This is a genomic window from Amycolatopsis endophytica (assembly GCF_013410405.1).
Taxonomy (GTDB): domain Bacteria; phylum Actinomycetota; class Actinomycetes; order Mycobacteriales; family Pseudonocardiaceae; genus Amycolatopsis_E; species Amycolatopsis_E endophytica.
This window is the reverse complement of sequence record NZ_JACCFK010000001.1, coordinates 1989123-2010897: the sequence shown is the minus strand read 5'-3', so window position 1 is coordinate 2010897 and position 21775 is coordinate 1989123. Positions and strand designations below refer to the sequence as shown.

The window sequence follows — 21775 nt, the reverse complement described above, 5'->3', positions numbered from 1 at the left end:
AGTTGATCATGCGTCGTAGCCGCCGTGTCTGGTTACGAAGTCGCCATCGCGATGTTGCGCAAATCGGGCGAAGCGGCCGACAGCGCCGGGGAACAGGCCGCGGCGGTGAACCTCGCGGCACCCCTGTCGGACGTTCCGGGTGCGTTGAAGGGCAGTCGCAGCGCGGAATCCGCCGTCGCACTCGCCGACGCCTGGCACAACCGCCTCAAGGGCTGGAGCGCGGCTGCGACATCGCTGGGCAGCGCCGTCGCCCGCGCGGCCGACCTCTACGAGGCCGACCACGAAGCCGCCCGGCACGACCTGCTCGTCATCGCCGCGGGCTGGATCACCCCGTGATGCTCGTCTACGGCTCGGTCCGTACCTGGAACTCCGGCGCGCTCGACGAGGCCGACCGGCAACTCAGGACACTCACCGACCGGCTCCTCGGCCTCGGGGACGAGCTGACCGTGTCGGCCGCGCCGAAGGGCTGGCACGGCCGCGCCGCCGACCTGGCGGGCGACTTCCACGCCCAGATCGCCGACCGCATGGAGCATCTGGTCGCCGAGATCAGCGCGACGCGCGGCGCGCTCCAGCTCGCCGCCGACCGCATCATCGACCTGCGCCACCTGGTCAGCGAGGCCGAATCGCTGGCCCGCGCCAACCGGTTCGCCCTCGACGACAACGGCGGCGTCGTCGACCACGGCGTCTCCCCGGACGTCCCGGAAGACCAGGTCGAGGACGTGACACGGGAACGCGCGAAGATCCGCGCCGAGCTGTCCGACCGCGTCGCCCAGATCCTGCGGATCGCCTCCGACATCGACACCACCTGCGCCGACGTTCTCGACCGCGCCGCCAGGGGCGAGATCGGCGACGGCGGCGCCACCACCCTTGCCGACGCCGCGGAGAACGGTTTCGCGGCCGAGCCGGAGATCCCCGGCCGTCCGGAGTTCCCGCACACGGACGAAGGAGCCGGGGAACACGGCAGCGACCCCTGGTACACCACGGGCGACGACCTCGTCGTCCACGACCTCGCCGACGCCGCCGCCAAGTTCGCTGACGCCTACGGCTGGACGCACGCCGCCGAGCAGATGCGCAAGATCGCGACGGACGCCGAGGAGAACGGCACCTACGGCAAGCCGGTCCCGTTCACCAGCAAATGGTACGGCCACTACGTTTCGGGCGCGGAGAGCAAGGACTGGTACTACGCGATGGGCGGGTTCCGGTACTCCCTGACCGGGGTGGCCACGGTGCACCCGCCCGCCGAGCCGGGCGGGCAGCCGGAGATCGAGGTGGATTACCGGACACACGTCTACGACCGCTACAACTGGGACCACGGCAAGCAGACGCAGATCGGCCCGGTCACCATCAGTGACGACCAGATGCAGGAACTGCACCGCGCGGGCGTGGCGCAGGAGTTCGACATCGCAGGCTCCAGTGGCGCCCAGCACTACAGCGGGAAGACCCCCGGTGAATGGGACGCGCCGGACCTGCCCACCGGTGACGCGGGGCGCGACGGCCAGCGCGGCGACCCGGCGCGGCAGCGGTGAGCACGGGCCCGCTTAGGGTGGGGTCATGGTCGACGCAGCTTCCTTTCCCGGTCCGGCCAAGCGGGCGGATGTCGCGCCCTTCCACGTCATGGAGGTCCTTTCCGCGGCGGCCGCCCGGCAGCGCACGCACGGTGACGTCGTGTCGCTCGCCGCGGGGCAGCCGAGCGCGGGCGCGCCGGAACCGGTTCGCGAAGCCGCCGCGCGGGCGCTGGCCGGGCAGAACCTCGGCTACACCGTGCAGCTGGGCATCCCGGAGCTGCGGGAGGCGATCGCCGGGCACTACGAGCGCCGCTACGGGTTGCCGGTCAGCCCGGACGACGTCATCGTCACCACCGGCTCCTCCGGCGGGTTCCTGCTGTCGTTCCTGTCCGCCTTCGACGCGGGCGCCCGCGTCGCGATGGCGCGGCCCGGCTACCCGGCCTACCGCAACCTCCTGTCGGCGCTGGGTTGCGAAGTCGTCGAGTTCGCCACCGACGAGCGCACCCGGTTCCAGCCGACCGTCGGCCTGCTCGACGAGCTGGGCCCGATCGACGGCCTGATCGTGGCGAGCCCGACGAACCCGGCGGGCACCGTACTGCCACCGGGGGAGCTGGCCGCCATCGCGGGCTGGTGCTCGGCGCGCGGCGTCCAGCTGATCAGCGACGAGATCTACCACGGCATCTCCTACGGCACCGAGCCCGGCTGCGCGTGGCAGTCGACGACGGAGTCGATCGTGCTGGGCTCGTTCTCCAAGTACTTCGCGATGACCGGGTGGCGGCTGGGCTGGATGCTCGCGCCGAAACGCCTGCACCGCGCGGTCGACGTGCTCACCGGCAACCTCAACATCTGCGCGCCCGCGCTCGCCCAGCACGCGGCGGTCGCGGCGTTCGAACCGGAGTCCTACGCGGAGCTGGACGGGCACGTGGCGCACTACCGGCGCAACCGGGACCTGCTGCTCGACGGCCTGGCCGGCATCGGACTGGACCGGATCGCGCCGGTCGACGGCGCCTTCTACGCCTACGCCGACGTGTCCGGGCACACCATTGACAGCCTCAGCTGGTGCCAGCGCCTGCTGGCCGACACGGGTGTCGCGATCACGCCGGGCATCGACTTCGACCCCGTCGACGGGGGGAAGTTCGTCCGGTTCTCGTTCGCCGGATCGTCTGCCGACGTCACCGAGGGTGTCGACCGGCTGGGCCGCTGGCTCTCCGGGGGAACCCCCAGTTTTCCCTGAACGTTGACCAGAAAACGGGCGCCCCGGCGGGATACCGTGCGAGGCTGCTCATAGCGGGCCGAACGGGCCCGCGCGCCACAACCGAAGGGGATGCCATGTTCTGGAAGATCGTCGGCGCGCTGATCGTCGCCTGGCTCGCGTTCATGGTGATCGGGTCGGTGATCGGGTTCGTGTTCAAGGCCATCCTGTGGATCGCCGTGATCGGTGGCGTCGGCTTCCTCGGAGCCGCCGCCTACAACGCCATCAAGAACAAGGACCGCAAGCAGATCCGCTCCTGAGGCAGGTGGTGGAAGCGGCTTGCGTGGCGGTGCGGGCAGCGGAACCTGAGGCGGTGCCGGCGCACGGCCCACAGCAAGCGGCTCCGCCACTTACCAGAAGCCTAAAGAAGCGCCCGCGCGGCGTCGGCGCCGTTCCAGACGTGTGCGCGCAGGCCTGCCGCCCGCGCGCCCTCCACATTGGACTGGCGGTCGTCGAAGAAGACGCAGTCTCCCGCCGGGACGCCGAGGCGGGCGACCAGCAGTTCGAAGATCTCCGCGTCCGGCTTGGCGACACCCACGTCGCCGGAGAACACCCGGACGCGGAAGTGCCGCATCCAGTCCTGCCGCTCGGCGAACCGGGCGAACGAGGACGGCGCGTTGGACAGCAGCGCCAGCGGTACCCCGGCCTCACCGAGCCCGGCCAGCAGCTCCAGTGAGGCCGGGCGGACCTCCGACCAGCCGCGGATGTCGATCTCGGTCAGACGCTCCGAAGTGGACTCATCGACCGGCACGCCGAGCGCGTCCCCGAGCCCGCCCCAGTACTCGTGGTCGGGGCAGCCGCGGTCGTAGGCGTCGCGCAGGCGCCAGTACTGCGGTTCGAACTCCGCCAGCGGCGCGCCGAGCGTCTCCGCCAGCGCGGGCAGCGCGGTCGTGCGACCGCAGATCACCTCGCCGTAGTCGAACACCACCCAGCCCGTCACGGGTGACCACCGGCCTTGATGCGGCGCAGCGCCTCGTCCACGTCGGCACCGGACACGTCGCGGTGCAGCACGAACCGCACCTTGCCCCCCATCGGCAGCGCGAGCACGCCCTGGACCCGCAGCGATTCGAGCGTCACCGAGATGTCCGCGACCGGGGCCAGCACGATGTTGGTCTCCGGGGTCTCGGCCTCCCAGCCCAGCTCACGCAGGCCGTCGGCGAGGCGCCGGGCCTTGTCGTGCTCCTCGGCGAGTTCCCCCACCCGGTCCAGCGCGACCAGGCAGGCCGCGGCGAGGACACCGATCTGCCGCATGCCGCCGCCCAGCATCTGCCGCATCCGGCGGGCCCGTTCGACGAACTCCCTGCTCCCGGCGACCACCGAGCCTGCCGGCGCGCCGAGCCCCTTGCTGAAGCACGCCGACACGCTGTCGACGCCGACGGTCAGGGCCGCGGGCGGCAGACCGAGCGCGACGGCGGCGTGCCAGACGCGGGCGCCGTCGAGGTGAACCTGCAGGCCCGCCTGCCGCGCGGTGGACAGCAGCTGCGCGTGCTCGTGTGGCGGGATGACCGCGCCACCGGCGGCGTTGTGGGTGTTCTCCAGGCACAGCAGCGTGGTGCGCAGCGTGTAGTAGGGGCCGCCACGCGCGCCGATGGCGGCGGCGACCGACTCCGGTTTGGGCCGTCCGGGGCCACCGTCGTGGTCCAGCGCCTCCGGCATGCCCCCGGCGAGCCAGGCCGCGGAGCCCAGTTCGTTGTTGAGGACGTGCGCGTTCTTCGGCGCGAGGAACCGGTCGCCGCGCTTGAGGTGGACGGACAGGGCGATGAGGTTCGCCATCGTCCCGCTCGGTGTCCACAGCGCGGCCGGCATGCCGAGGACCGCGGCTGCCCGCTCCTCGAGCTCACGGACCGTGGGGTCGATGTCGATGACGTTGTCGCCGACCTCAGCGGACGCCATCGCTCTGCGCATCTGCTCATCCGGTCGGGTGACGGTGTCAGAGCGGAAGTCGATCAACTGGGTGGCTGCTGAGGTCACGGACAGATCACATCACACCCCTCAGATGATCTTCAAGAAGGTGCAACCCACCGCCCGAGTAGTTCCGTCTTTACGTCGAGACGTCGGAGCGGAGAGTCTTGGCGCGTGGACGAGGGTGACGAGCAGGACTTCGCGGAGTACTTCGCGGCCAAACGGGACTCCGTGCGGAGAACCGCGTACCTGCTCTGCGGCGACTGGCACCGCGCGGACGATCTCGCGCAGACGGCGTTCGTGGCGCTGCACCGGAAGTGGAACCGCATCCGGGACCGGGCCGCGACCGACGCCTACGTGCGCCGGACGCTGGTCCGCGCGTCGATCGACGAGTCGAGACGACCCTGGCGGAGGGAGCAGCAGGTGGAGCGGCTGCCCGAACCCGAACCCGCGTCGGGGCGGCTCGACGAGCAGGTCGCGACCAGGGCGGACCTGCTGGCCGGGCTGCGCACGGTGCCGCCGAAACAACGCGCGGTGCTGGTGCTGCGGTACTTCGAAGGACTCGACGTCGCCGGCGTGGCGAAGGCCCTGGGCTGCAGCGAGGGGAACGTGAAGAGCCAGACCGCGCGCGGGCTGGCGAACCTGCGGGAGGCACTGGGCGAGGAGGTGGAGGCCGGTGGATGAGCGGGAGCTGACGGAACTCTTCCGGGCCGTGCCGGGTGAGCCGCCCCCGGCCGCGTTCGACGTGCGGGACGTGCGGGACGCGTCGGCGCGGGCCACCGCCCGCCGCCGGATGACGCTCGCGGCGGCATCACTCTGCGTGGTGTTCGCGCTGCTCGGTGCCGGAATCATGGGGTTTGTCCAGTCTCGGACCACCCCATCGAACCAAGTCCTCGGGCAGGAGCAACCGGTCGGGGGACCGGTACGTCTTCCCACGGCGTCAGGACTTCCCGGCCCCTCCGCCATGCAGGGAGGAGTGGGGACCGGGGAGAACGGCCCGCGGGCCGACGGCACCCCCGGGTGCGACAAGGTGGACCGGGAGCTCGCCGCCGCCCTCGCCGGCGAGCTCCCGTCCACCGGGGTCACCGGTCCGCGTGCCGGGGACGTCTGCACGCCGGGTTCGCGTTCGGCGAGCTACGGGGTCGCGGAGAACGGCCGGTCCGGGACGGTGTCGGCGACCGTGCTGCCGCCCGGTGCCAGCGTCCAGCTCGCGAAGCTCGTCGAGGGCGCGGTGGCCGACCAGCAGCGGGCCGCGGGCGGCGGGACGGTGATCGTGCTGAGCGTGCCCGCGCCGGGCAGCGCCGCCCCGCTGGCGGACGACGTCACGAGGATCGCCAGGTCCCTGGCCGGGAAGTTCTAGCTGGCAAGATGGGCCGCCATGACGTCCGGAGCGAGTACGCCGAAGGGTGAGCGCAGGCGGGCGGCCCTCGTCGAGGCCGCGGCCGCGCTGCTGGTCGAAGGCGGTTTCGACGCGATCCGGCACCGCGCGGTCGCCGAGCGGGCGGGGTTGCCGCTGGCGTCGACGACGTACTACTTCGACTCACTCGACGACCTCATCAGCGCCGCCGCCGAGCACCACGGCCGCACCGAGCTGGCCAAGGGCCGGGCCCAGCTGGACGAGCTGCCGACCGAGCACCGCGGTGTCGACCGGGTCGTGGAGCTGGTGCTCGACCAGTTGCTCGGCGACGAACCGGACTACGAGGCGGTGCTGCTGCGCTACGAGCGGCTGGTCGCGACGGGACGCCGCCCGTACCTGCGGCCGCTGATGCGCACGCTCGGTGAGGAGTTGCGGGCGCTGCTGACCGAGATCTTCGCGCGCTCCGGCGTGGTCATCGAGCGGCGACGTCTGGAGGAGCTGATCGCGCTGGTCGACGGCGCGGTGGTGAACGCCCTGATCGAGGTCGATCCGGACCCGCGCGCCGTCGCCCGCGCAATGCTCAGCCGCGCGCTGACCTAAACGGGCGAGGGGACCTCGGCGTCCGGCTCGGCCGTCGTCGCCACCGCCCAGAACAGCAGGGCGATGCCCACCGCGCCCGGGTCGGGGTCGCCCTTCACCCGCTCGCCGACGTAGCTCGCCCGGCCCATCCGCGCCCGCAGCTCGGCGGTGTGCGCCGCGCCGTCCGCGGCCGCCTTCGCCGCCGCGACGAACCCGGAGCCGAGCGCGTCCACGGCCGGGGCGAGCGCGTCCACCAGTGTCCGGTCGCCGACCCGCGCCTCACCGACGCGCTGGATCGCGGCCAGCCCCGCCGCGGCACCCGCGGCGAAGTCGTCCGCGTGGGCGATCTCGGTGAACAGCAGCCCGAGCAGCGGTCCGCTGGTGCCGCCGACCTCGTCGAGGAACACCTCGCCCAGCGCCCCGAACGCGGTGCCGCCGCCGGTTTCGAAGCGGGTGAGCGCCGCCCGCACACCGCCACGCAGGTTGTCCCCGAAGTCGCCGTCGCCACTGCGCTGGTCGAGCCGGGTCAGCTCGTCGTGCGCCTCCTCGACCGCCTGGGCGAAGCGGCGCAGCACGGTCTCCTGGTCCAGCATCAGGCGGTCTCCTCGGGGGTGCGCGGGAAGGCGGGGGTGACGGCCGGTGCCGACCACCAGTGCAGCCACGACGGCTCCAGGCGGGTCAGGGTGAGCGAGAACCCGGCCATGTCCAGTGCGGGCACGAACGTGCCGACGAGACCGCCCGCGGCGGTCAGGCCGCGGCGCTCCAGACCGGCGCCGACCAGGTCGTTGATCGCGTACAGCTCCAGCAGGGTGGTACCGCCCAGCCCGTTGACGGTGACGATCAGGTCGTCCGGACCGTCCGGCAGCCCGGCGAGGACGCGGTCGAGCATGTCCTCGACGAGGTCCTCCAGCGGCGGACGGGTGACGGTCTTCTGGGCCCGCTCGCCGTGGATGCCGACGCCGAACTCCAGCTCACCGTCTTCGAGCGGGAACGACGGTTCGCCGGTGTGCGGCGAGGTCTGCGCCCGCGACGCGACGGCGAGACTGCGGGACGCCGCCGCGAACCGGCCGCCGAGGTCGGCCAGCTCGTCGAGGCCCAGCCCGGTGTCGGCCGCGGCGCCGAGCAGCTTCTCGACGACGACGGTCGCGCCGGTGCCGCGCCTGCCGGTGGCGGTCTCGTCGGACTCGGTGGCCAGATCGTCGTCCACGAGCACGCGGCGGACCTCGATGCCCTCCAGCCGCAGGCGCTCGGCGGCGATGCCGAAGTTGATCCGGTCGCCGGTGTAGTTCTTCACGACGTGGATCACCCCGCCCGGCCCGGCGGCACGGCGACTGGCCTCCAGCACCTGCTTGTTGTGCGGCGAGGCGAAGACCTTGCCGGGGGCGACGGCGTCGAGCATGCCGCGGCCGAGGAACCCGGCGTGCAGCGGTTCGTGACCGGACCCGCCGCCGGACACCAGCCCGACACGCCGACCCGGATTGCGGTGCCGCGCCACGAGGTGCGCCGGTTTCTCGTGCAGCTCCACGAGATCCGCGTGGGCGCGCGCGAACCCGCGCAACGCGGCCGGGACCGGATCGTCGCCTGCGGGGTGGAAGGGCAGGGCCATCAGACGTTCTCCCTCAACTGACCTGCGGTGGTGTCCTCGTTGCCGACCTCGCCCCGCCTGAGACTACTGGCGGCCAGCGAGGACAGCACGGCGATGCCGATGGCGTAGACGACGAGCCACGTCCAGTGGCCACCGCCCGCGGCGAGCAGCGCGGTGCCGAGCAGCGGGGCGAGCCCGCCGCCGAGCGTGGCGCCGACCTGCTGGGTGACCGACAGACCGGTGTAGCGCACCGGGACCGGGTAGAGGTTGGCGAACAGCGCGGCCTGCGCGCCGTACATCGCGGCATGCCCGACTCCGAGTCCGAGCGTGGTCGCGACGATCATCAGCGCCAGGTTGCCGGTGGAGATCATCAGGAAGAACGGGACCGCCAGCACGACCTGGAACAACGCACCACCGATGTAGACCTTGCGGCGGCCGATCCGGTCGGACAGCGCGCCGAACAGCGGCAGCGTGACGCATTCGACGGCGCAGGCGACGAGCACGGCCAGCAGCGCCGGCCCGCGTTCCTGCCCGAGTTCCGTGGTCACGTAGGCGATCGCGACCACGTAGTAGACGTTGAACAGGCCGCTCTCGGCGATCTTGGCGATGATCGACATGACCACGCGGACGGTGTGCCCGGCGAAGAGCTCCTTGACCGGCATGGTCCGGACCTCGCGTTCGGCGCGGGCCTTGACGAACTCCGGGCTTTCGCTGACATGCGTGCGGATGTACACCCCGAGCGCGATCAGCACGATGCTGGCGAGGAACGGCAGCCGCCAGGCCCAGTTCTCGTACGCGCCCTCCGGCAGCACCGCGTCCAGCAGCGTCACCAGACCGACCGGCAGCAGCACGCCCGCGGGCGTTCCGATGTGGACCAGCGAGGTGTAGAAGCCCTGGCGGCGTGGCGGGCTGTACTCCAGCGCCATGAGCACGCCGCCGCCGTACTCACCGCCCATCCCGACGCCCTGCAGCAACCGGATGAGCACGAGCAGGACCGGTGCCCAGATGCCGATGCTGTCGTAGGAGGGCAGGAGCCCCACGGCGAAGGTGCCGCCGCCCATCAGCACCATCGTGATGATCAGGACGGTCTTGCGGCCCAGCTTGTCGCCGTAGTGGCCGAAGATCACCCCGCCGAGTGGCCGCGCGAGGTACCCGACGAAGAAGGTGGCGAACGCGGCGAGCGTGCCGACGATCGCGTTCCCGGCGGGGAAGAAGACCTTGTTGAACACGAGCGCGGCGGTCGTCGCGTAGAGCGTGAAGTCGTAGTACTCGACCGTCGTGCCCAAGGCACTGGCCCACACGACCCGGCGGACGGGTGTCGCTTTCCCAGTAGCAGTCATTGGCACTTCCTCGTACCCGGTGGTGATTTCGCTGTTGGTCAGCTAATGTATCAGATACTAGATCCAGCACAAGGGAGAGAAGTATGAAGGACGTCGACCTGCGCGGAATGATCTCCACGGTCGTCACCCCGTTCGACGAGAACGACCAGGTCGACCTGGACCTGCTCCGCGGCGAGGTGAAGTACCTGCTCGACCAGGGCGTCACGGCGATCTGCGCGTGCGGCAGCACCGGCGAGGGCCAGACCCTTTCGATCGAGGAGAGCCAGGCGATCTGCGAGGTCGTCGTCGACGAGGTGGCCGGCCGGGTGCCGGTGATCGGCGGGGTCATCCAGAACTCGACGGCGCAGGCCATCCGGTACTCGCTCGCGTTGAAGGCGGCGGGTGTCGACGCGCTGCAGGTCACACCGGTGCACTACGTTTTCGCGCCCTCGCCGGAGGAGACGGTCGAGCACTACCGGCTCGTCGGCGAGGCCACCGACCTGCCGATCGTGCTCTACAACGTGGTGCCGTGGGCGCTCGTGCCGATCGACACCATCGAGCGGCTCGCCGACGTGCCGCAGGTGGTCGCGGTCAAGCAGTCCGGCGGCGACACGCACCTGCTCGCCGATCTGCTGCACCGGGTGCGCGACCGGTTCACGATCCTGGCCGCGCTCGACGACCTGCACTACCCGGCGTTCGTGCTGGGCGCGCACGGCGCGCTCGCGGCGATCCCGACCGTCACGCCGAAGCTGTCGGTGGAGCTGTGGGACGCGGTGCAGGCCGGCGACCACGCGACCGCGCTGCAGCTGCACGAGCGGATCCTCACGGTGTGGCGGGCGATCGACGGCCCGAACCTGCCCGCGACGCTCAAGGCCGCGCTGCAGCTGCAGGGCCGCGAAGGCGGCCTCCCGCGCAAGCCGTTCGCGCCCGCGACCGCGAAAGAGCGGGAACGCATCGCGGCCGCCCTGCGCTCCGCTAACCTGATCGACTAGACATCACACTTTGGTGGGGAAAGCCGTGGCCGTTCAGTCATCCGGAAAGTCCGGCCTGGTCGTCGAGTCGATCGCCGACCAGCTGTACCGGATCCTGTGCGATCGGATCGTCACCGGCGCGTTCGCGCCAGGGGCGCGGCTGGATCCCGGGGCGATCGCGGCCGAGTTCGGCGTGTCCCGCACTCCCGTGCGTGACGCGCTGGCCCGTCTGGAACACGATCAGCTCATCGAAACGCGTCCGCGCTCCGGGACCTTCGTGGCCCGTCCCGGGGTGCGCGACGTGCACGAGGTCTGCCAGCTGCGCAAGGGGATCGAGTGGGTCGCGACCGGGCTGGCCGCGTCGCTGATGCCCGCGGACCGGATCGCCGACCTGCGGGCCGAGGCCGTGGAAGCGCTGCGGGCGGTGGAGAAGGGCGACTTCGAGCCCTTCTTCGCCAGCGACTTCCGCATCCACCGCGAGATCGTCGCCGCCACCGGCAACGACCGGCTCGTCCGTGCCAGGGGTTCGGTGGAGCCGTTCGTAGCGTGGCTGCGGATCCTCGGCGCGACCGGCCCGCATCGCGCCCGCGGTTCCACCGAGCGGCACCTGCAGATCCTCGACGCGATGGCGGCGCGCGACGTCGCCGCCGCACAGGAAGCGGCCGCCGTCCACCTCGACGAGGTCGAAGAGTGGACCGTCGCCGACATGGATTCGAACGCGATCTCGACCTGAGGCCGGGGTCGCGGAGGGAGGAAACCCGTTGTCTCCGGAACACGCACTGGCCGGTGCGGCCGCCGCCGCACGACCCGTCGCCCGCACGACGTGGGCCGAGCGCGCGGGCTGGCTGCGCGCCGCGGCCGACGCGCTCGACGCCGCCGCCGGTGAGCTGGTCCCGCTGGCCGTGGCCGAGAGCCACCTGCCGGAAGCCCGCCTCACCGGGGAGCTGAACCGCACCACGTTCCAGGCACGCCTGTTCGCCGAGCGGCTGGAACAGGGACGGCTGCACGACGTCCGCGTCGACCACGCCGATCCGGACTGGCCGATGGGACCGCGTCCGGACCTCCGCCGCACGCAGGTGCCGATCGGGCCGGTGCTGGTGTTCGCGGCGAGCAACTTCCCGTTCGCGTTCTCCGTGTTCGGCGGTGACACCACGAGCGCGCTCGCGGCGGGCTGCCCCGTGGTGGTCAAGGCGCACCCCGGCCATCCCGAACTGTCGCGGCGCACCGCGGCGGTGGTCTCCGCAGCGCTCGCGAGGGCACCGGAGGGCACCTTCGCCCTGATCGAAGGCGAGGCCGAGGGTGCGCAGGCCGTGCGCGATCCGCGGATCAGGGCCGTCGCCTTCACCGGGTCCACCCGCGGCGGGCGGGCGCTGTTCGACCTCGCCGTGTCGAGGCCGGATCCGATCCCGTTCTTCGGTGAGCTGGGCTCGACCAACCCGGTGGTCGTCACGCCGTCCGGCTGGGCCGCGCGGGCCGGGGAGATCGCGACCGGGTTCGCCGGCTCGGTGGCGCTCGGATCGGGCCAGTTCTGCACCAAGCCCGGCATCCTGCTGGTCCCGGATGCCGGCGCGTTCCTCGACGCGGTGCCCGAGTTGTCCGCGGGGCCGATGCTCAACGAACGCATCGAGTCCGGTTTCCACGCGAGCGCCACCGAGATGGCGTCCGCGGTGCAGGTGGCACGCGGGACGGTGGCGGAGGGCACGTCGCCGGTCCTGTTCCGCACCACCGCCGCGGTGGTGCTGGACAACCCGGACCTGCTGGAGCTGGAGGTCTTCGGGCCGGCCGCGCTGATCGTCGAATACGGCGACGTGCCGGAGGTGCTGCGGGTGCTCGACGTGCTGCCGGGCCAGCTCACCGGCACCGTCCAGGGCAGCGACGACGACCCGGACGCGCCCGAGGTCGTCGCGCGGCTGGGCGAGCGCACCGGCCGGGTGTTGTGGAACCAGTGGCCGACCGGGGTGACGGTCAGTGACGCGCAGCAACACGGCGGCCCGTACCCGGCGACGACCGCTCCGCTCACGACGTCCGTCGGAACCGCCGCGGCACACCGGTTCCTGCGTCCGGTGGCCTTCCAGAACATGCCGGCGTCGGCGCTGCCGATCGAGCTGCGGTAGGGCCTCTCCAGCTCCGCCCGTCTCCCACCACCGCCCTCAACGGAAGCGCTGCGCGCTGCAGATACGCTTCAAGCGTGACGAAACCGCAGATCCCGAACGTCCTCGCCGGCCGCTACGCCTCAGCCGAACTGGTGTCCCTGTGGTCGCCGGAGAACAAGGTGAAGCTGGAGCGCGAGCTGTGGATCGCGGTGCTGCGGGCGCAGCGTGAGCTGGGTGTCGAGGTGCCCGACGGGGTCGTCGAGGACTACCAGCGCGTGCTGGACCAGGTCGATCTGGGCAGCATCGCCGAGCGGGAGCGTGTCACGCGGCACGACGTGAAGGCGCGCATCGAGGAGTTCAACGCGCTGGCCGGTCACGAGCACGTGCACAAGGGCATGACCTCGCGCGACCTGACCGAGAACGTCGAGCAGCTGCAGGTCCGGCGATCGCTGGAGCTGATGCGCTCGCGGGTCGCGGCGGTGCTGGCGCGGTTGGCTGGGCTCGCGGCCGAGCACGCGGAGCTGGTGATGGCGGGCCGGTCACACAACGTGGCCGCGCAGGCGACCACGTTGGGCAAGCGGTTCGCGACCGCGGCCGACGAGCTGCTCGTCGCGTTCGACCGCGTGGAGGACCTGATCGGCCGGTACCCGCTGCGGGGCATCAAGGGCCCGGTCGGGACGGGTCAGGACATGCTGGACCTGCTGGGTTCGGCGGAGACGCTGGCCGAGCTGGAGAACCGGATCGCCGGGCACCTCGGTTTCGCGCGGACCTTCACCAGCGTCGGGCAGGTCTACCCGCGCTCGCTGGACTTCGACGTGCTGTCGGCGCTGGTGCAGCTGGCGGCGGCGCCGTCGAGCCTGGCGAAGACGATCCGGTTGATGGCCGGGCACGAGCTGGTGACCGAGGGGTTCAAGCCGGGACAGGTCGGCTCGTCGGCGATGCCGCACAAGATGAACACGCGATCGTGCGAGCGGGTCAACGGGCTGGCCGTGGTGCTGCGCGGGTACCTGTCGATGACGGGCGAGCTGGCGGGCGACCAGTGGAACGAGGGCGACGTCTCGGATTCGGTGGTGCGCCGGGTCGCGTTGCCGGACGCGTTCTTCGCGCTGGACGGCCTGCTGGAAACGTTCCTCACGGTGCTCGACGAGTTCGGCGCGTTCCCGGCCGTGGTGGCCCGTGAGCTGGAGCGGTACCTTCCGTTCCTGGCGACGACGAAGGTGCTGATGGCGTCGGTGCGGGCCGGGGTGGGCCGGGAGACCGCGCACGAGGCGATCAAGGAGCACGCGGTCGGGGTGGCGCTGGCGATGCGCGAGAAGGGCGCCGACAACGACTTACTGGACCGGCTCGCCGCCGATTCGCGGCTGCCGCTGGACCGCGCCGGGCTGGAGCAGTTGCTCGCCGACCGGATCTCGTTCACCGGCGTGGCACCCGCCCAGGTGGCGCGCGTGGTGGCGCGAGTGGAGGACGTGCTGGCACGGTTCCCGGAGGCCACCAAGTACGCGCCGCAGCCGATCCTCTGACCGCTGGTTGTGTGGTCCGGGGCGCCGGTGGGGGCTCACGGAGCGGGTGGCGTTTCGCATCGGGCGGTGCCTCGCGAAGCGGATTGCACCTCCCCGGGGGGCGACACCTCCCGGGGCGGCACCTCCCGGGGCGGCGCCCCGCGAAGCGAGCGGCGCCCCGCGACGGCGGATTGCACCTCCCGGTGGAGCGGCACCTCCCGGGGGCGACACGTCCTGGGGGCGACACCTCCCGGAGGGCGCGCGGCGCCCCGCGAGGCAGTGGCGCGCGGTTAGTGGTTGAGCAGTCGCGCTGACGCGACTCGTCGATGAATGGTCCACTCATGCCCGCGCGGCTGGGCACCTCGCATGGGTCGAGGTGCCCACTCGCGCTGTGCGCGCGTGAATGGACCATTCATCCGGGTGCGAGATGCGCCTCTCGCGGCTTGGCGAAGGAACCACCCGATGCGCCTCCGATGAACGGTCCGTTCATCACCCCACCAGCAGCGCACCTCGCGCGCCCATCACCTCATCCCCTTCACGCACTCGCGAGATGCCCACTCACGCCCCGATGAACGGTCCATTCATCGGCGCACCCCAAGCACCCCCAGCCCAGCCAGGTGCCGCCCGCCGCCACCACGGCCCACCCCACGCCGGCATCTCCGGCATCATCGAGGGCATGCGCGCGGAACGTCTGGTGGCCCTGCTCTTCACCCTGCAGAGCAGGCGCAGCGCGACCGTCCCCGAGCTGGCCGACGCACTCGGCGTTTCGGAGCGCACCATGCACCGCGACATCGCCGCCCTGCAGGCCGCCGGGGTTCCACTGTGGACGGAGACCGGGCGGTACGGCGGCGTTCGGCTCGTGGAGGGGTGGCGCACCCGGCTGGACGGGCTCACCTCCCGCGAAGCCGTCGCCATCTTCGCCATGGGCGTGCCCCGCGCGCTGGCCGAGCTGGGTCTCGGCACCGCCGTCTCCGCCGCCCACGCCAAGGTCAGCGCCACCCTCCCCGCCCCGCTGCGCGAGCAGGCCCAGCACCTCGCCCAGCGGTTCCACCTCGACGCGCCCGACTGGTTCAAGTCCGAAGAGGACGCCGAGCACCTCGCGACGATCGCCCAGTCCGTGTGGGAGCAGCGCCGCGCCGCGATCACCTACCGGCGCGGCGACCACACCGTCGAACGGCTCCTCGAACCGCTCGGCCTCGTCCTCAAGGCCGGCGTCTGGTACCTCGTCGCCCGCATCGAGCACAGCATCCGCACCTACCGCGTCAGCAAGGTCACCGCCGTCGAGCTCACCGACGAGCGCTTCGAGCGGCCCGCGGACTTCGACCTCGCCGGCTGGTGGCAGCGCTCCGCCACCCAGTTCGAGCGCTCACTGCAACGCCACCCCGTCCGGCTGCGCCTGTCCCGCTGGGGCGTGCAACAGCTCCCGCAGGTCCTCGACCCCGACCTGGCCATCGCCGCTCTCGACGCGGCTGGGCCACCCGACCCCGAGGGCTGGGTCGAGGTCACCGTCGACCTGGAAGAACCGGCCATCGCGGCGAGCATGCTGCTCGGCCTCGGCCCCGACGTCGAGGTCGTCGAGCCACCCGCCGTGCGCGCCGCGTTCGCCGACGCCGCACGGCGGATGGCCGACCGTCACCGGTAGCCGGTCGGGTCCGCGGGCTTGCCCGCGTCCTGGACCTCCATGACGTACCGCCAGCCGTCCGGCCTGCTGCCGTCCACGTCGTCGAACTCGTAGATCTTCGCCAGCTGCCCGCTGTTCAGCGTCTGCCCGTGGAACCGGTGCCGCTCGGGGTCCGCCGCCAGCGACGCGACCGCCCTGCCCACGAACACCGGCGACTCGGAAATGCAGAAGTGCGGCTCCTTCGCGAGCGCGTCCCGCCAGTTCTCCTCAGTCACGCCGTAGTGCTCCAGCATCGCCTCCGACCGCAGCCAGCCCGGCGTCATCGCCACCGCCGTCGCGCCGTGCGGGGCCAGGTCGTGCGCTTCCGCCTTGACGATGCTGTGCGACGCCGCCTTCGCCACGTAGAACCCGATCGACGTGCCCTCCCGGAACCGCGAGTTGTACTCCTCGGTCCCGTCGGTCATCTCCACCACCAGCCCGCCCTGGTTGCGGATCACCAGCGGCAGCAGGAAGTGGCTGGTGATGATGTGCGCGTCGATGCCCAGCCGGATCGACCGCAGCGCGTGCTCCAGCGGCAGGTCCCACACCGCCTGGCCCCACCCGATGTACTCGTCGCCGCCCCAGATGCCGTCGACCAGGATGTCCAGCCGCCCCTGCTCGCGGTCGACCCGCTCGGCCAGCGCCCGCACCTGCTCCGGGTCGAGGTGGTCGACGCGGATCGCCGCGCCCTTGCCGCCCGCGTCGGTGATCCGCTCCAGGGTGCCCTCGATCGTCTCCGGCCTGCCCACCTCGGAGCGGTGCTCACCGGAGGTCCGCCCGGTGACGTACACGAACGCGCCCCGGCGCCCCAGCTCGATCGCGATCGCCCGGCTCGCCCCGCGCGTGCCACCGGCGACGAGGGCGACCTTCCCACTCAGTTCGTTGCTCATGCCACCCACGGTGCGGCCGAACCCTGTCAGATCCCGTCATGGTTGCCGTCACCCGCGGGTAAGGGGTTCGTCATGACGATCTGGTGCGGTGGGTGACATGGACGCTCGTCTGCTGGTCTCACTGTCCGGCATCGGTCCGCGGACGCTGCACCGCTGCGCCGAACTCGCGGCCGAGCTGGACCGCCGGAACGTCCCCCTGTCCCTCCTCTTCGCGCCCCGCGCCGAGGGGTCGCAGGCCGCGACCGAATGGGTCCGGACACGCGTCCACCGCGGCGACGGGCTCCTGCTGCACGGCTACGACCACCGCATCACGCCCAGCCACCGTGCGGTCAGCCTGCACCGCAAGGCCGAATTCGCCGGGCTGCCCGCGCACGAGGCGCGGCTGCGGATGATCGCCGCCAAGGCCGCGATGGAGAAGCTGGACCTGTCCGCCGACGGTTTCGCGCCGCCGCGGTGGCTGGCCTCGCCGGGCACGATCGCCGCCGCCCGCGAGCAGGACTTCGCGTTGTGCGCGGACCTCGTCGCGGTGCACGACCTGCGCACACGCACGATCCACCGCGCCCGCGTGCAGAGCTTCGCGGCGCACAACCACCGCACCGAGACCGTGCGCGCGTTCGCGCTCGTGCTCGCCTCGGCGCGAGCCGCACGACGTGGTGGTCTCGTGCGGCTCGGCATCGACGCGGTCGACCTGGCCCGGCCCGGTCTCCGGCACGCGTTCCTCGACGCCGTCGACGTCGCGCTGGAGAACCGGGCCTTCGGCACGACCTACGGGAGCTTGACGTCCTCGCCGCGCGTCCCGACGCGCACCTCGGTGCCCTCCGGCGCCAGGTTGGTGAACAGGCCGTAGTGCATGGCCGGGTTCGCGAGCACCGCCTCGTGGATCGGCACGGCGACCCGCGGCGCGACGGCCCGCAGGTAGTCGACGGCCTCCCCGGCCTTGAGCCACGGCGCGCCGGTCGGCAGGCCGAGGACGTCGATCTTCTGCTCGGGCACGAAGAACGAGTCGCCGGGGTGGTAGAAGGCGCCGTGGTCGACGATGTAGCCGACGTTCGGGATGACCGGGATGTCGTCGTGGATGACGGCATGCTGACCGCCGACGACGTTGACCGCCGCGCCGCCGGCTTCGAAGCTGTCACCGGGCCGCACGACCTCGAACTCGAGACCGAGCTTCTGCACGGTCTCCTCCGAGCCCGGGTCGACGATCAGCTTGGCGCCCGGGTTGGCCTCCAGCACCTTGGGCAGTCGCTCGCTGTCGATGTGGTCGAAGTGCTGGTGCGTGATCAGCACGGCGTCCAGCTCGCGCTCGCCCTCGAAGCCTTCCGAGAACGCGCCGGGGTCGAGCAGGATCCGCGCGTTGTCCGTTTCCAGCAGGACACAGGCATGTCCGAAGTGGACGATTCGCATCTATTCGCTCCCTCGCATGGGTTCAGCCCCAGCCTAGGCCCGCGAGAATCGCGTCGCCAAGATCGCTGCGGCGGTACCGCACCTCGTGTCCGGTACGGGCGGCGGTGAGAATCCCCACGTCACGCAGGGCGGTGAGGTGCTCCGACACCGTGCTCGCGGCCAGACCCAGCCGGGTGGCGAGGGTGGAGGTGCCGAGCGGTTCGCCGAGGGCGAGCAGCACGGCGGCCTTCGTCCGCCCGAACACCTTCGCGAGCCGATCATCAGGTGTGCTCGGTGCGGCCCAGAGCCCGGCGACGCCGCGGGCCGGGTAGAGCAGCGCGGGCTGCCACGGTGGCACGGTGACGACGCCGACGCCGGGCCACGCGAAGACCGCGGGCAGCAGGAGCAGCCCGCGCCCGCCGAGGCGGACCCGTTCCCGCGAGCGGGACTCCACCAGGATCGATCCACCCGCGAGCCGGACCCGCCGATGGAGATCGGCCAGCGCCAGTGGCAGGCCGCCGTCGGCGAGGCGACGCGAGCGGTAGGCGATGTCGGCGGTGAGGACATCGCGCATCGGTGGCCAGTGCGGTGCGACGAGTTCGGTCCAGACGAGGTCCATCTGGTCGGCGAGCAGGTCGCGGGCCCGTGCCGGATCGTCCGGGAGCAGGCTGAGGTCGGCGTCGACCATGGCCAGCTCGGCGGTGACCTGCGCGGGCGGGGTGCGGCGGATGCGGTCGAGCTGCGCCTGTGCGGTGGTGTGCGGGCCGTCCGGGGGCGGGCTGAGGAAATCGGTGATGTAGCGGCGGCCGGACAGGACGGCACGCAGCTCGGCGATCGGCAGGTCGGTGCCGGTCAGCCACGGCGGGTGCGCCGGGTGGGCGCGCAGGCCGAGCATCACCTGGACCGCGCCGAGCGCCTCCTCCAGCGGCGAGATCCCGAACCGGACGGGACTCTCGGCGCTCAGGACCAGCTCGATCATGACGGGCGACTTTCGGACAGGTCCGAATCAGTATGGCCAGTGGGGTGGTCCGGCGACAGTCGTTCGCATGGATCGCGCGTACTGGCGCTGGTCGGCGGGCGCCCAGCTCTACCGGCTGCCGATCGCCATGGGGCCGCTCGCCTTCACGCTGATGACCACCGCGCTCACCGGTTCCTACCGGCTGGGTGGGGTCATGGTCGCCGTGCTGGTCGTGGCCGAGATCGCCGGTGCCGTGCCCTGCGGGCGGCTGCTGGACCGGGTGGGCGCCGCCCATGGTCTTGTCCTTCTGCTGGTCGCGACGGGGACCGCGATGACGCTGCTCGTCGTCGCCGGGTGGGCGGGGGCGGGCGACGGTGTGCTGCTCGCGCTGGTCGTGGTGCCCGGGATGGCCGTCGGCGGGTTGTCCGGGGGCTTCCGGTCACTGCTCGGCGGCGTCGTACCGGACGCGCAGCTGCCGCGGGCGCTCGCGATCGACGCGATGCTGTTCGAGGGCGTCCTCATCGCCGGTCCGCTGCTGGTGTCGGCCCTGAGCCCGATCAGCGCGCTCGTCCCGCTCGTGGCGATGGCTACGGCCTACTTCGCGGCCGCCCTCCTCGTTCCTCGCGCCACCGCACCGGCACCGCGCACGGCGGCGAAGCTGCCGGTCCGGCGGGCACTGCCGTGGCTCGCGTGCCTGTTCGCGCTCGGTCACCTCCTCGCGACGGTCGAGGTCGCGCCTCTGCCACTGGTCCAACGACTCGGCGGCGACCCGGCTCTCGCGTCGCTGGTGATCGTGGTGCTCAGCGGGTCCGGCATCGCCGGCAGCGCGCTCTTCGCCTGGCGGCGCCCGCCCGCCGGACGGCGTCCGGCCCTCCGGATGCTGACGGGATTCGTACTGGGTGGTTCGGTACTGGCCGCGGACCTCGGCTGGCCCGGTCTGTTCACCGGTGCCGCCCTGGTCGGTGGCTGCACGGGCCCGCTGCTGACCGTCGCCTCCGTCCGGTTGCAACGGCTGCTGCCCGAGGGCCGCCGGGCCGAGGGTTTCTCGACGGCGTTCGTCGTGCAGGGGAGCGGGTTCGGGCTGGGCTCGCTGAGCGTCGGTGTACTGCCGTTGTGGCTGGCGCCCGCGCTCGGGGTGGTGAGTTCGGCCACGGCTTGTGCCATGCTGGCGCTACTGACCAGTAGCGAGGAGGCCACCGATGACCGCCGTGGAGCCGAAGCCGACCAACGTCCGTGACACCTTCGACTCGCTGAGCCCGGCCACCGACGAGGTCGTCGGGACCTACCCGGTGCACACGGCGGAGGACGTCCAGGCCGCCGTCGCCTCCGCGCGCGCCGCCGCCCGGTGGTGGGGTGGTCTCGGTTTCGAGGGCCGCGCCGAGCGCCTGCGCCGCTGGAACGGCATCCTCACCCACCGCCTCGCCGAGCTGTGCGCGGTCGTCAGCGCCGAGACCGGCAAGCCCGCCGGGGACGCGCAGCTGGAAGCCGTCCTCGCGATCGAGCACGTCGCGTGGGCCGCGCGCAACGCCCGCAAGGTCCTCGGCCGCAAGCGCCGTCCGACCGGTCCGCTGCTGTCCAACCACACGGCGAGCGTCGAGTTCCAGCCGCTGGGCGTCGTCGGCGTGATCGGGCCGTGGAACTACCCCGTCTACACACCGATGGGCTCGATCACCTACGCGCTCGCGGCGGGCAACGCGGTCGTGTTCAAACCCAGCGAGTACACGCCGGGCGTGGGCAAGTGGCTCGCCGACACCTTCGCCGAGGTCGTGCCCGAGTACCCGGTGCTGCAGCTGGTCACCGGGTTCGGCGCGACCGGTGCGGCGCTGGTCGGCGCCGGTGTGGACAAGATCGCCTTCACCGGCTCGACCGCGACCGGCAAGAAGATCATGGCCGCCGCCGCCGAGACGCTCACCCCGGTCGTCATCGAGGCCGGCGGCAAGGACCCGCTGATCGTCGACTCCGACGCCGATCTGGACGCCGCCGCCGACGCCGCGGTGTGGGGCGCGTTCTCCAACTCCGGCCAGACCTGCATCGGCGTGGAGCGGGTCTACGTGCACGAGCAGGTCTACGACAGGTTCGTCGAGCGGGTGGTTTCGCTGACCCGCGAGGTGAAGCCCGGAACGCAGTACGGCCCGATTACCATGCCGTCGCAGCTGGACGTCGTGCGCAGGCACATCGCCGACGCGCTGGCTCGCGGCGGGCGCGCGCTGACCGGTGGCGCGGACGCGGTCGGCGAGAAGTTCGTCGAGCCCACGGTGCTGGTCGACGTGCCGGAGGACTCCACCGCGGTGCGCGAGGAGACGTTCGGCCCGACCATGACGATCGCCAAGGTGCGCGACATGGACGAGGCGGTCGAGAAGGCCAACGCGACGACGTACGGCCTCGGCTCGACAGTGTTCTCCCGCCGCAACGGCGCACGACTGGCCCAGCGGCTCAAGGCCGGGATGATCTCGATCAACGCGCCGTTCTCGTTCGCCGGCACCGCGTCGCTGCCGTTCGGCGGCGTCGGGGACTCGGGCTTCGGCCGGATCCACGGGCCGGAGGGGCTGCGCGAGTTCGCCCGCTCGAAGGCGGTGGCCCGCCAGCGGTTCGCCGTGCCGATCAAGCTCACCACGTTCACGCGCACCACGAAGACGGACAAACTGGTCAGCAGGATCGTGACCGGCTTGTACGGGCGCAAGCACTGAGTCACCTCCGCCCGCCCGGACCCGCTGGCCGCCAGGACGCTCTGGCCGCCGTGGGCCTGGCGCCCGGTTCGCCGGCCTTGGATGATTTCTCGCCGGAACAACGGCCAACCAAGCCTGGCTGACGGACAACGGCCA

23 protein-coding genes are annotated in these 21775 nt (G+C 72.0%); 15 read left to right on the top strand and 8 right to left on the bottom strand.

Translation table 11 applies throughout. The annotated features are described in order from the left end of the window. Window positions 1-24 precede the first annotated feature (24 nt). From HNR02_RS10025 to HNR02_RS10010, 4 genes are all read left to right on the top strand, one after another. Window positions 25-336 (top strand): hypothetical protein, encoded by a 312-nt coding sequence (locus HNR02_RS10025; protein ID WP_179772874.1) that lies wholly within the window; start codon window positions 25-27, stop codon window positions 334-336. Further along, complete coding sequence (locus HNR02_RS10020; RefSeq protein WP_179772873.1) at window positions 333-1526, top strand: hypothetical protein; 1194 nt, start codon at window positions 333-335, stop codon at window positions 1524-1526. The genes HNR02_RS10025 and HNR02_RS10020 overlap by 4 nt, the downstream gene beginning before the upstream one ends. A gap of 25 nt (window positions 1527-1551) precedes the next feature. Next, a complete protein-coding gene (locus HNR02_RS10015; RefSeq protein ID WP_179772872.1) occupies window positions 1552-2739 on the top strand; it encodes a pyridoxal phosphate-dependent aminotransferase in 1188 nt (395 codons plus the stop codon). A gap of 95 nt (window positions 2740-2834) precedes the next feature. Then, window positions 2835-3017, top strand: coding sequence for a hypothetical protein (locus HNR02_RS10010; protein WP_179772871.1), 183 nt, complete (start codon window positions 2835-2837; stop codon window positions 3015-3017). Window positions 3018-3118: 101 nt separating this feature from the next. Here HNR02_RS10010 and HNR02_RS10005 read toward each other — a convergent pair whose 3' ends face one another. Together HNR02_RS10005 and HNR02_RS10000 are read right to left on the bottom strand one after the other, a co-directional pair. Beyond that, entirely contained in the window at window positions 3119-3697 is a 579-nt protein-coding gene (locus HNR02_RS10005) for an HAD family hydrolase (protein ID WP_179772870.1), read from the bottom strand. Then, a complete protein-coding gene (locus HNR02_RS10000) occupies window positions 3694-4707 on the bottom strand; it encodes a threonine aldolase family protein (RefSeq protein WP_281377328.1) in 1014 nt (337 codons plus the stop codon). Before HNR02_RS10000 ends, HNR02_RS10005 begins: the two co-directional genes overlap by 4 nt. Window positions 4708-4833: 126 nt before the next feature. Between HNR02_RS10000 and HNR02_RS09995 the strand changes: the two genes are divergently transcribed. The 3 genes from HNR02_RS09995 to HNR02_RS09985 are packed head-to-tail and all read left to right on the top strand — an operon-like array spanning window position 4834 to window position 6616. After that, a complete protein-coding gene (locus HNR02_RS09995; RefSeq protein ID WP_179772869.1) occupies window positions 4834-5343 on the top strand; it encodes a SigE family RNA polymerase sigma factor in 510 nt (169 codons plus the stop codon). After that, window positions 5336-6019, top strand: coding sequence for a hypothetical protein (locus HNR02_RS09990; protein WP_179772868.1), 684 nt, complete (start codon window positions 5336-5338; stop codon window positions 6017-6019). The genes HNR02_RS09995 and HNR02_RS09990 overlap by 8 nt, the downstream gene beginning before the upstream one ends. An 18-nt stretch (window positions 6020-6037) precedes the next feature. Then, window positions 6038-6616 (top strand): TetR/AcrR family transcriptional regulator, encoded by a 579-nt coding sequence (locus HNR02_RS09985; RefSeq protein WP_179772867.1) that lies wholly within the window; start codon window positions 6038-6040, stop codon window positions 6614-6616. Here HNR02_RS09985 and HNR02_RS09980 read toward each other — a convergent pair. From HNR02_RS09980 to HNR02_RS09970, 3 genes are read right to left on the bottom strand one after another with little or no spacing between them, the layout of a single operon-like run. Continuing rightward, a complete protein-coding gene (locus tag HNR02_RS09980; RefSeq protein WP_179772866.1) occupies window positions 6613-7188 on the bottom strand; it encodes a DAK2 domain-containing protein in 576 nt (191 codons plus the stop codon). The two genes, HNR02_RS09985 and HNR02_RS09980, sit on opposite strands and share 4 nt — an antisense overlap. Beyond that, window positions 7188-8201 carry a dihydroxyacetone kinase subunit DhaK gene (locus HNR02_RS09975; RefSeq protein WP_179772865.1) on the bottom strand — a complete coding sequence of 338 codons (1014 nt, stop codon included), beginning with the start codon at window positions 8199-8201 and terminating at the stop codon, window positions 7188-7190. The genes HNR02_RS09980 and HNR02_RS09975 overlap by 1 nt, the downstream gene beginning before the upstream one ends. Further along, complete coding sequence (locus HNR02_RS09970; RefSeq protein ID WP_179772864.1) at window positions 8201-9520, bottom strand: MFS transporter; 1320 nt, start codon at window positions 9518-9520, stop codon at window positions 8201-8203. The genes HNR02_RS09975 and HNR02_RS09970 overlap by 1 nt, the downstream gene beginning before the upstream one ends. Before the next feature lie 83 nt (window positions 9521-9603). On the opposite strand from HNR02_RS09970, the gene HNR02_RS09965 reads away from it, so the two are divergent. The 5 genes from HNR02_RS09965 (at window position 9604) to HNR02_RS09945 (ending at window position 15704) form a co-directional block, all read left to right on the top strand. Beyond that, entirely contained in the window at window positions 9604-10491 is an 888-nt protein-coding gene (locus tag HNR02_RS09965) for a dihydrodipicolinate synthase family protein (protein ID WP_179772863.1), read from the top strand. Window positions 10492-10516: 25 nt separating this feature from the next. Then, on the top strand, window positions 10517-11203 hold the full coding sequence (locus HNR02_RS09960; protein ID WP_179772862.1) for a GntR family transcriptional regulator: 687 nt from the start codon (window positions 10517-10519) through the stop codon (window positions 11201-11203). Between the two features lie 28 nt (window positions 11204-11231). Beyond that, entirely contained in the window at window positions 11232-12584 is a 1353-nt protein-coding gene (locus HNR02_RS09955) for an aldehyde dehydrogenase (NADP(+)) (protein WP_179772861.1), read from the top strand. A gap of 74 nt (window positions 12585-12658) precedes the next feature. Next, window positions 12659-14083 (top strand): adenylosuccinate lyase, encoded by a 1425-nt coding sequence (gene purB / locus HNR02_RS09950; RefSeq protein ID WP_179772860.1) that lies wholly within the window; start codon window positions 12659-12661, stop codon window positions 14081-14083. A 655-nt stretch (window positions 14084-14738) separates the two neighbouring features. Beyond that, the gene (locus tag HNR02_RS09945) at window positions 14739-15704 is read left to right on the top strand and encodes a helix-turn-helix transcriptional regulator (RefSeq protein WP_179772859.1); all 966 of its coding nucleotides are present in this window, start codon (window positions 14739-14741) and stop codon (window positions 15702-15704) included. Here the strand turns inward: HNR02_RS09945 and HNR02_RS09940 are convergent. Then, complete coding sequence (locus HNR02_RS09940; RefSeq protein WP_179772858.1) at window positions 15695-16612, bottom strand: SDR family oxidoreductase; 918 nt, start codon at window positions 16610-16612, stop codon at window positions 15695-15697. The genes HNR02_RS09945 and HNR02_RS09940 overlap by 10 nt on opposite strands. Window positions 16613-16709: 97 nt before the next feature. On the opposite strand from HNR02_RS09940, the gene HNR02_RS09935 reads away from it, so the two are divergent. Then, entirely contained in the window at window positions 16710-17459 is a 750-nt protein-coding gene (locus HNR02_RS09935) for a DUF2334 domain-containing protein (RefSeq protein ID WP_179772857.1), read from the top strand. On the opposite strand, the gene HNR02_RS09930 is transcribed toward HNR02_RS09935, so the two are convergent. Together HNR02_RS09930 and HNR02_RS09925 are read right to left on the bottom strand one after the other, a co-directional pair. Further along, a complete protein-coding gene (locus tag HNR02_RS09930; protein ID WP_179772856.1) occupies window positions 17378-18016 on the bottom strand; it encodes an MBL fold metallo-hydrolase in 639 nt (212 codons plus the stop codon). The genes HNR02_RS09935 and HNR02_RS09930 overlap by 82 nt on opposite strands. A 22-nt stretch (window positions 18017-18038) precedes the next feature. Beyond that, window positions 18039-18974, bottom strand: coding sequence for an ArsR/SmtB family transcription factor (locus HNR02_RS09925; RefSeq protein ID WP_179772855.1), 936 nt, complete (start codon window positions 18972-18974; stop codon window positions 18039-18041). Window positions 18975-19041: 67 nt separating this feature from the next. Here HNR02_RS09925 and HNR02_RS09920 point away from each other — a divergent pair, with 67 nt between their 5' ends. Next, window positions 19042-20190 carry an MFS transporter gene (locus HNR02_RS09920; RefSeq protein ID WP_179772854.1) on the top strand — a complete coding sequence of 383 codons (1149 nt, stop codon included), beginning with the start codon at window positions 19042-19044 and terminating at the stop codon, window positions 20188-20190. Then, window positions 20153-21640, top strand: a complete 1488-nt coding sequence (locus HNR02_RS09915) for an aldehyde dehydrogenase family protein (RefSeq protein ID WP_179772853.1) — start codon at window positions 20153-20155, stop codon at window positions 21638-21640. The genes HNR02_RS09920 and HNR02_RS09915 overlap by 38 nt, the downstream gene beginning before the upstream one ends. Window positions 21641-21775 lie beyond the last annotated feature (135 nt).

Excerpts from the sequence above, each read along its gene's own strand:
- HNR02_RS10015 (WP_179772872.1), top strand. The coding sequence starts at position 1,552 with ATGGTCGACGCAGCTTCCTTTCCCGGTCCGGCCAAGCGGGCGGATGTC.
- HNR02_RS10010 (WP_179772871.1), top strand. The coding sequence starts at position 2,835 with ATGTTCTGGAAGATCGTCGGCGCGCTGATCGTCGCCTGGCTCGCGTTC.
- HNR02_RS09985 (WP_179772867.1), top strand. The coding sequence starts at position 6,038 with ATGACGTCCGGAGCGAGTACGCCGAAGGGTGAGCGCAGGCGGGCGGCC.
- HNR02_RS09980 (WP_179772866.1), bottom strand. The coding sequence starts at position 7,188 with ATGCTGGACCAGGAGACCGTGCTGCGCCGCTTCGCCCAGGCGGTCGAG.
- HNR02_RS09975 (WP_179772865.1), bottom strand. The coding sequence starts at position 8,201 with ATGGCCCTGCCCTTCCACCCCGCAGGCGACGATCCGGTCCCGGCCGCG.
- HNR02_RS09970 (WP_179772864.1), bottom strand. The coding sequence starts at position 9,520 with ATGACTGCTACTGGGAAAGCGACACCCGTCCGCCGGGTCGTGTGGGCC.
- HNR02_RS09965 (WP_179772863.1), top strand. The coding sequence starts at position 9,604 with ATGAAGGACGTCGACCTGCGCGGAATGATCTCCACGGTCGTCACCCCG.
- HNR02_RS09945 (WP_179772859.1), top strand. The coding sequence starts at position 14,739 with ATGCGCGCGGAACGTCTGGTGGCCCTGCTCTTCACCCTGCAGAGCAGG.
- HNR02_RS09940 (WP_179772858.1), bottom strand. The coding sequence starts at position 16,612 with ATGAGCAACGAACTGAGTGGGAAGGTCGCCCTCGTCGCCGGTGGCACG.
- HNR02_RS09935 (WP_179772857.1), top strand. The coding sequence starts at position 16,710 with ATGGACGCTCGTCTGCTGGTCTCACTGTCCGGCATCGGTCCGCGGACG.
- HNR02_RS09930 (WP_179772856.1), bottom strand. The coding sequence starts at position 18,016 with ATGCGAATCGTCCACTTCGGACATGCCTGTGTCCTGCTGGAAACGGAC.
- HNR02_RS09925 (WP_179772855.1), bottom strand. The coding sequence starts at position 18,974 with ATGATCGAGCTGGTCCTGAGCGCCGAGAGTCCCGTCCGGTTCGGGATC.
- HNR02_RS09920 (WP_179772854.1), top strand. The coding sequence starts at position 19,042 with ATGGATCGCGCGTACTGGCGCTGGTCGGCGGGCGCCCAGCTCTACCGG.
- HNR02_RS09915 (WP_179772853.1), top strand. The coding sequence starts at position 20,153 with ATGACCGCCGTGGAGCCGAAGCCGACCAACGTCCGTGACACCTTCGAC.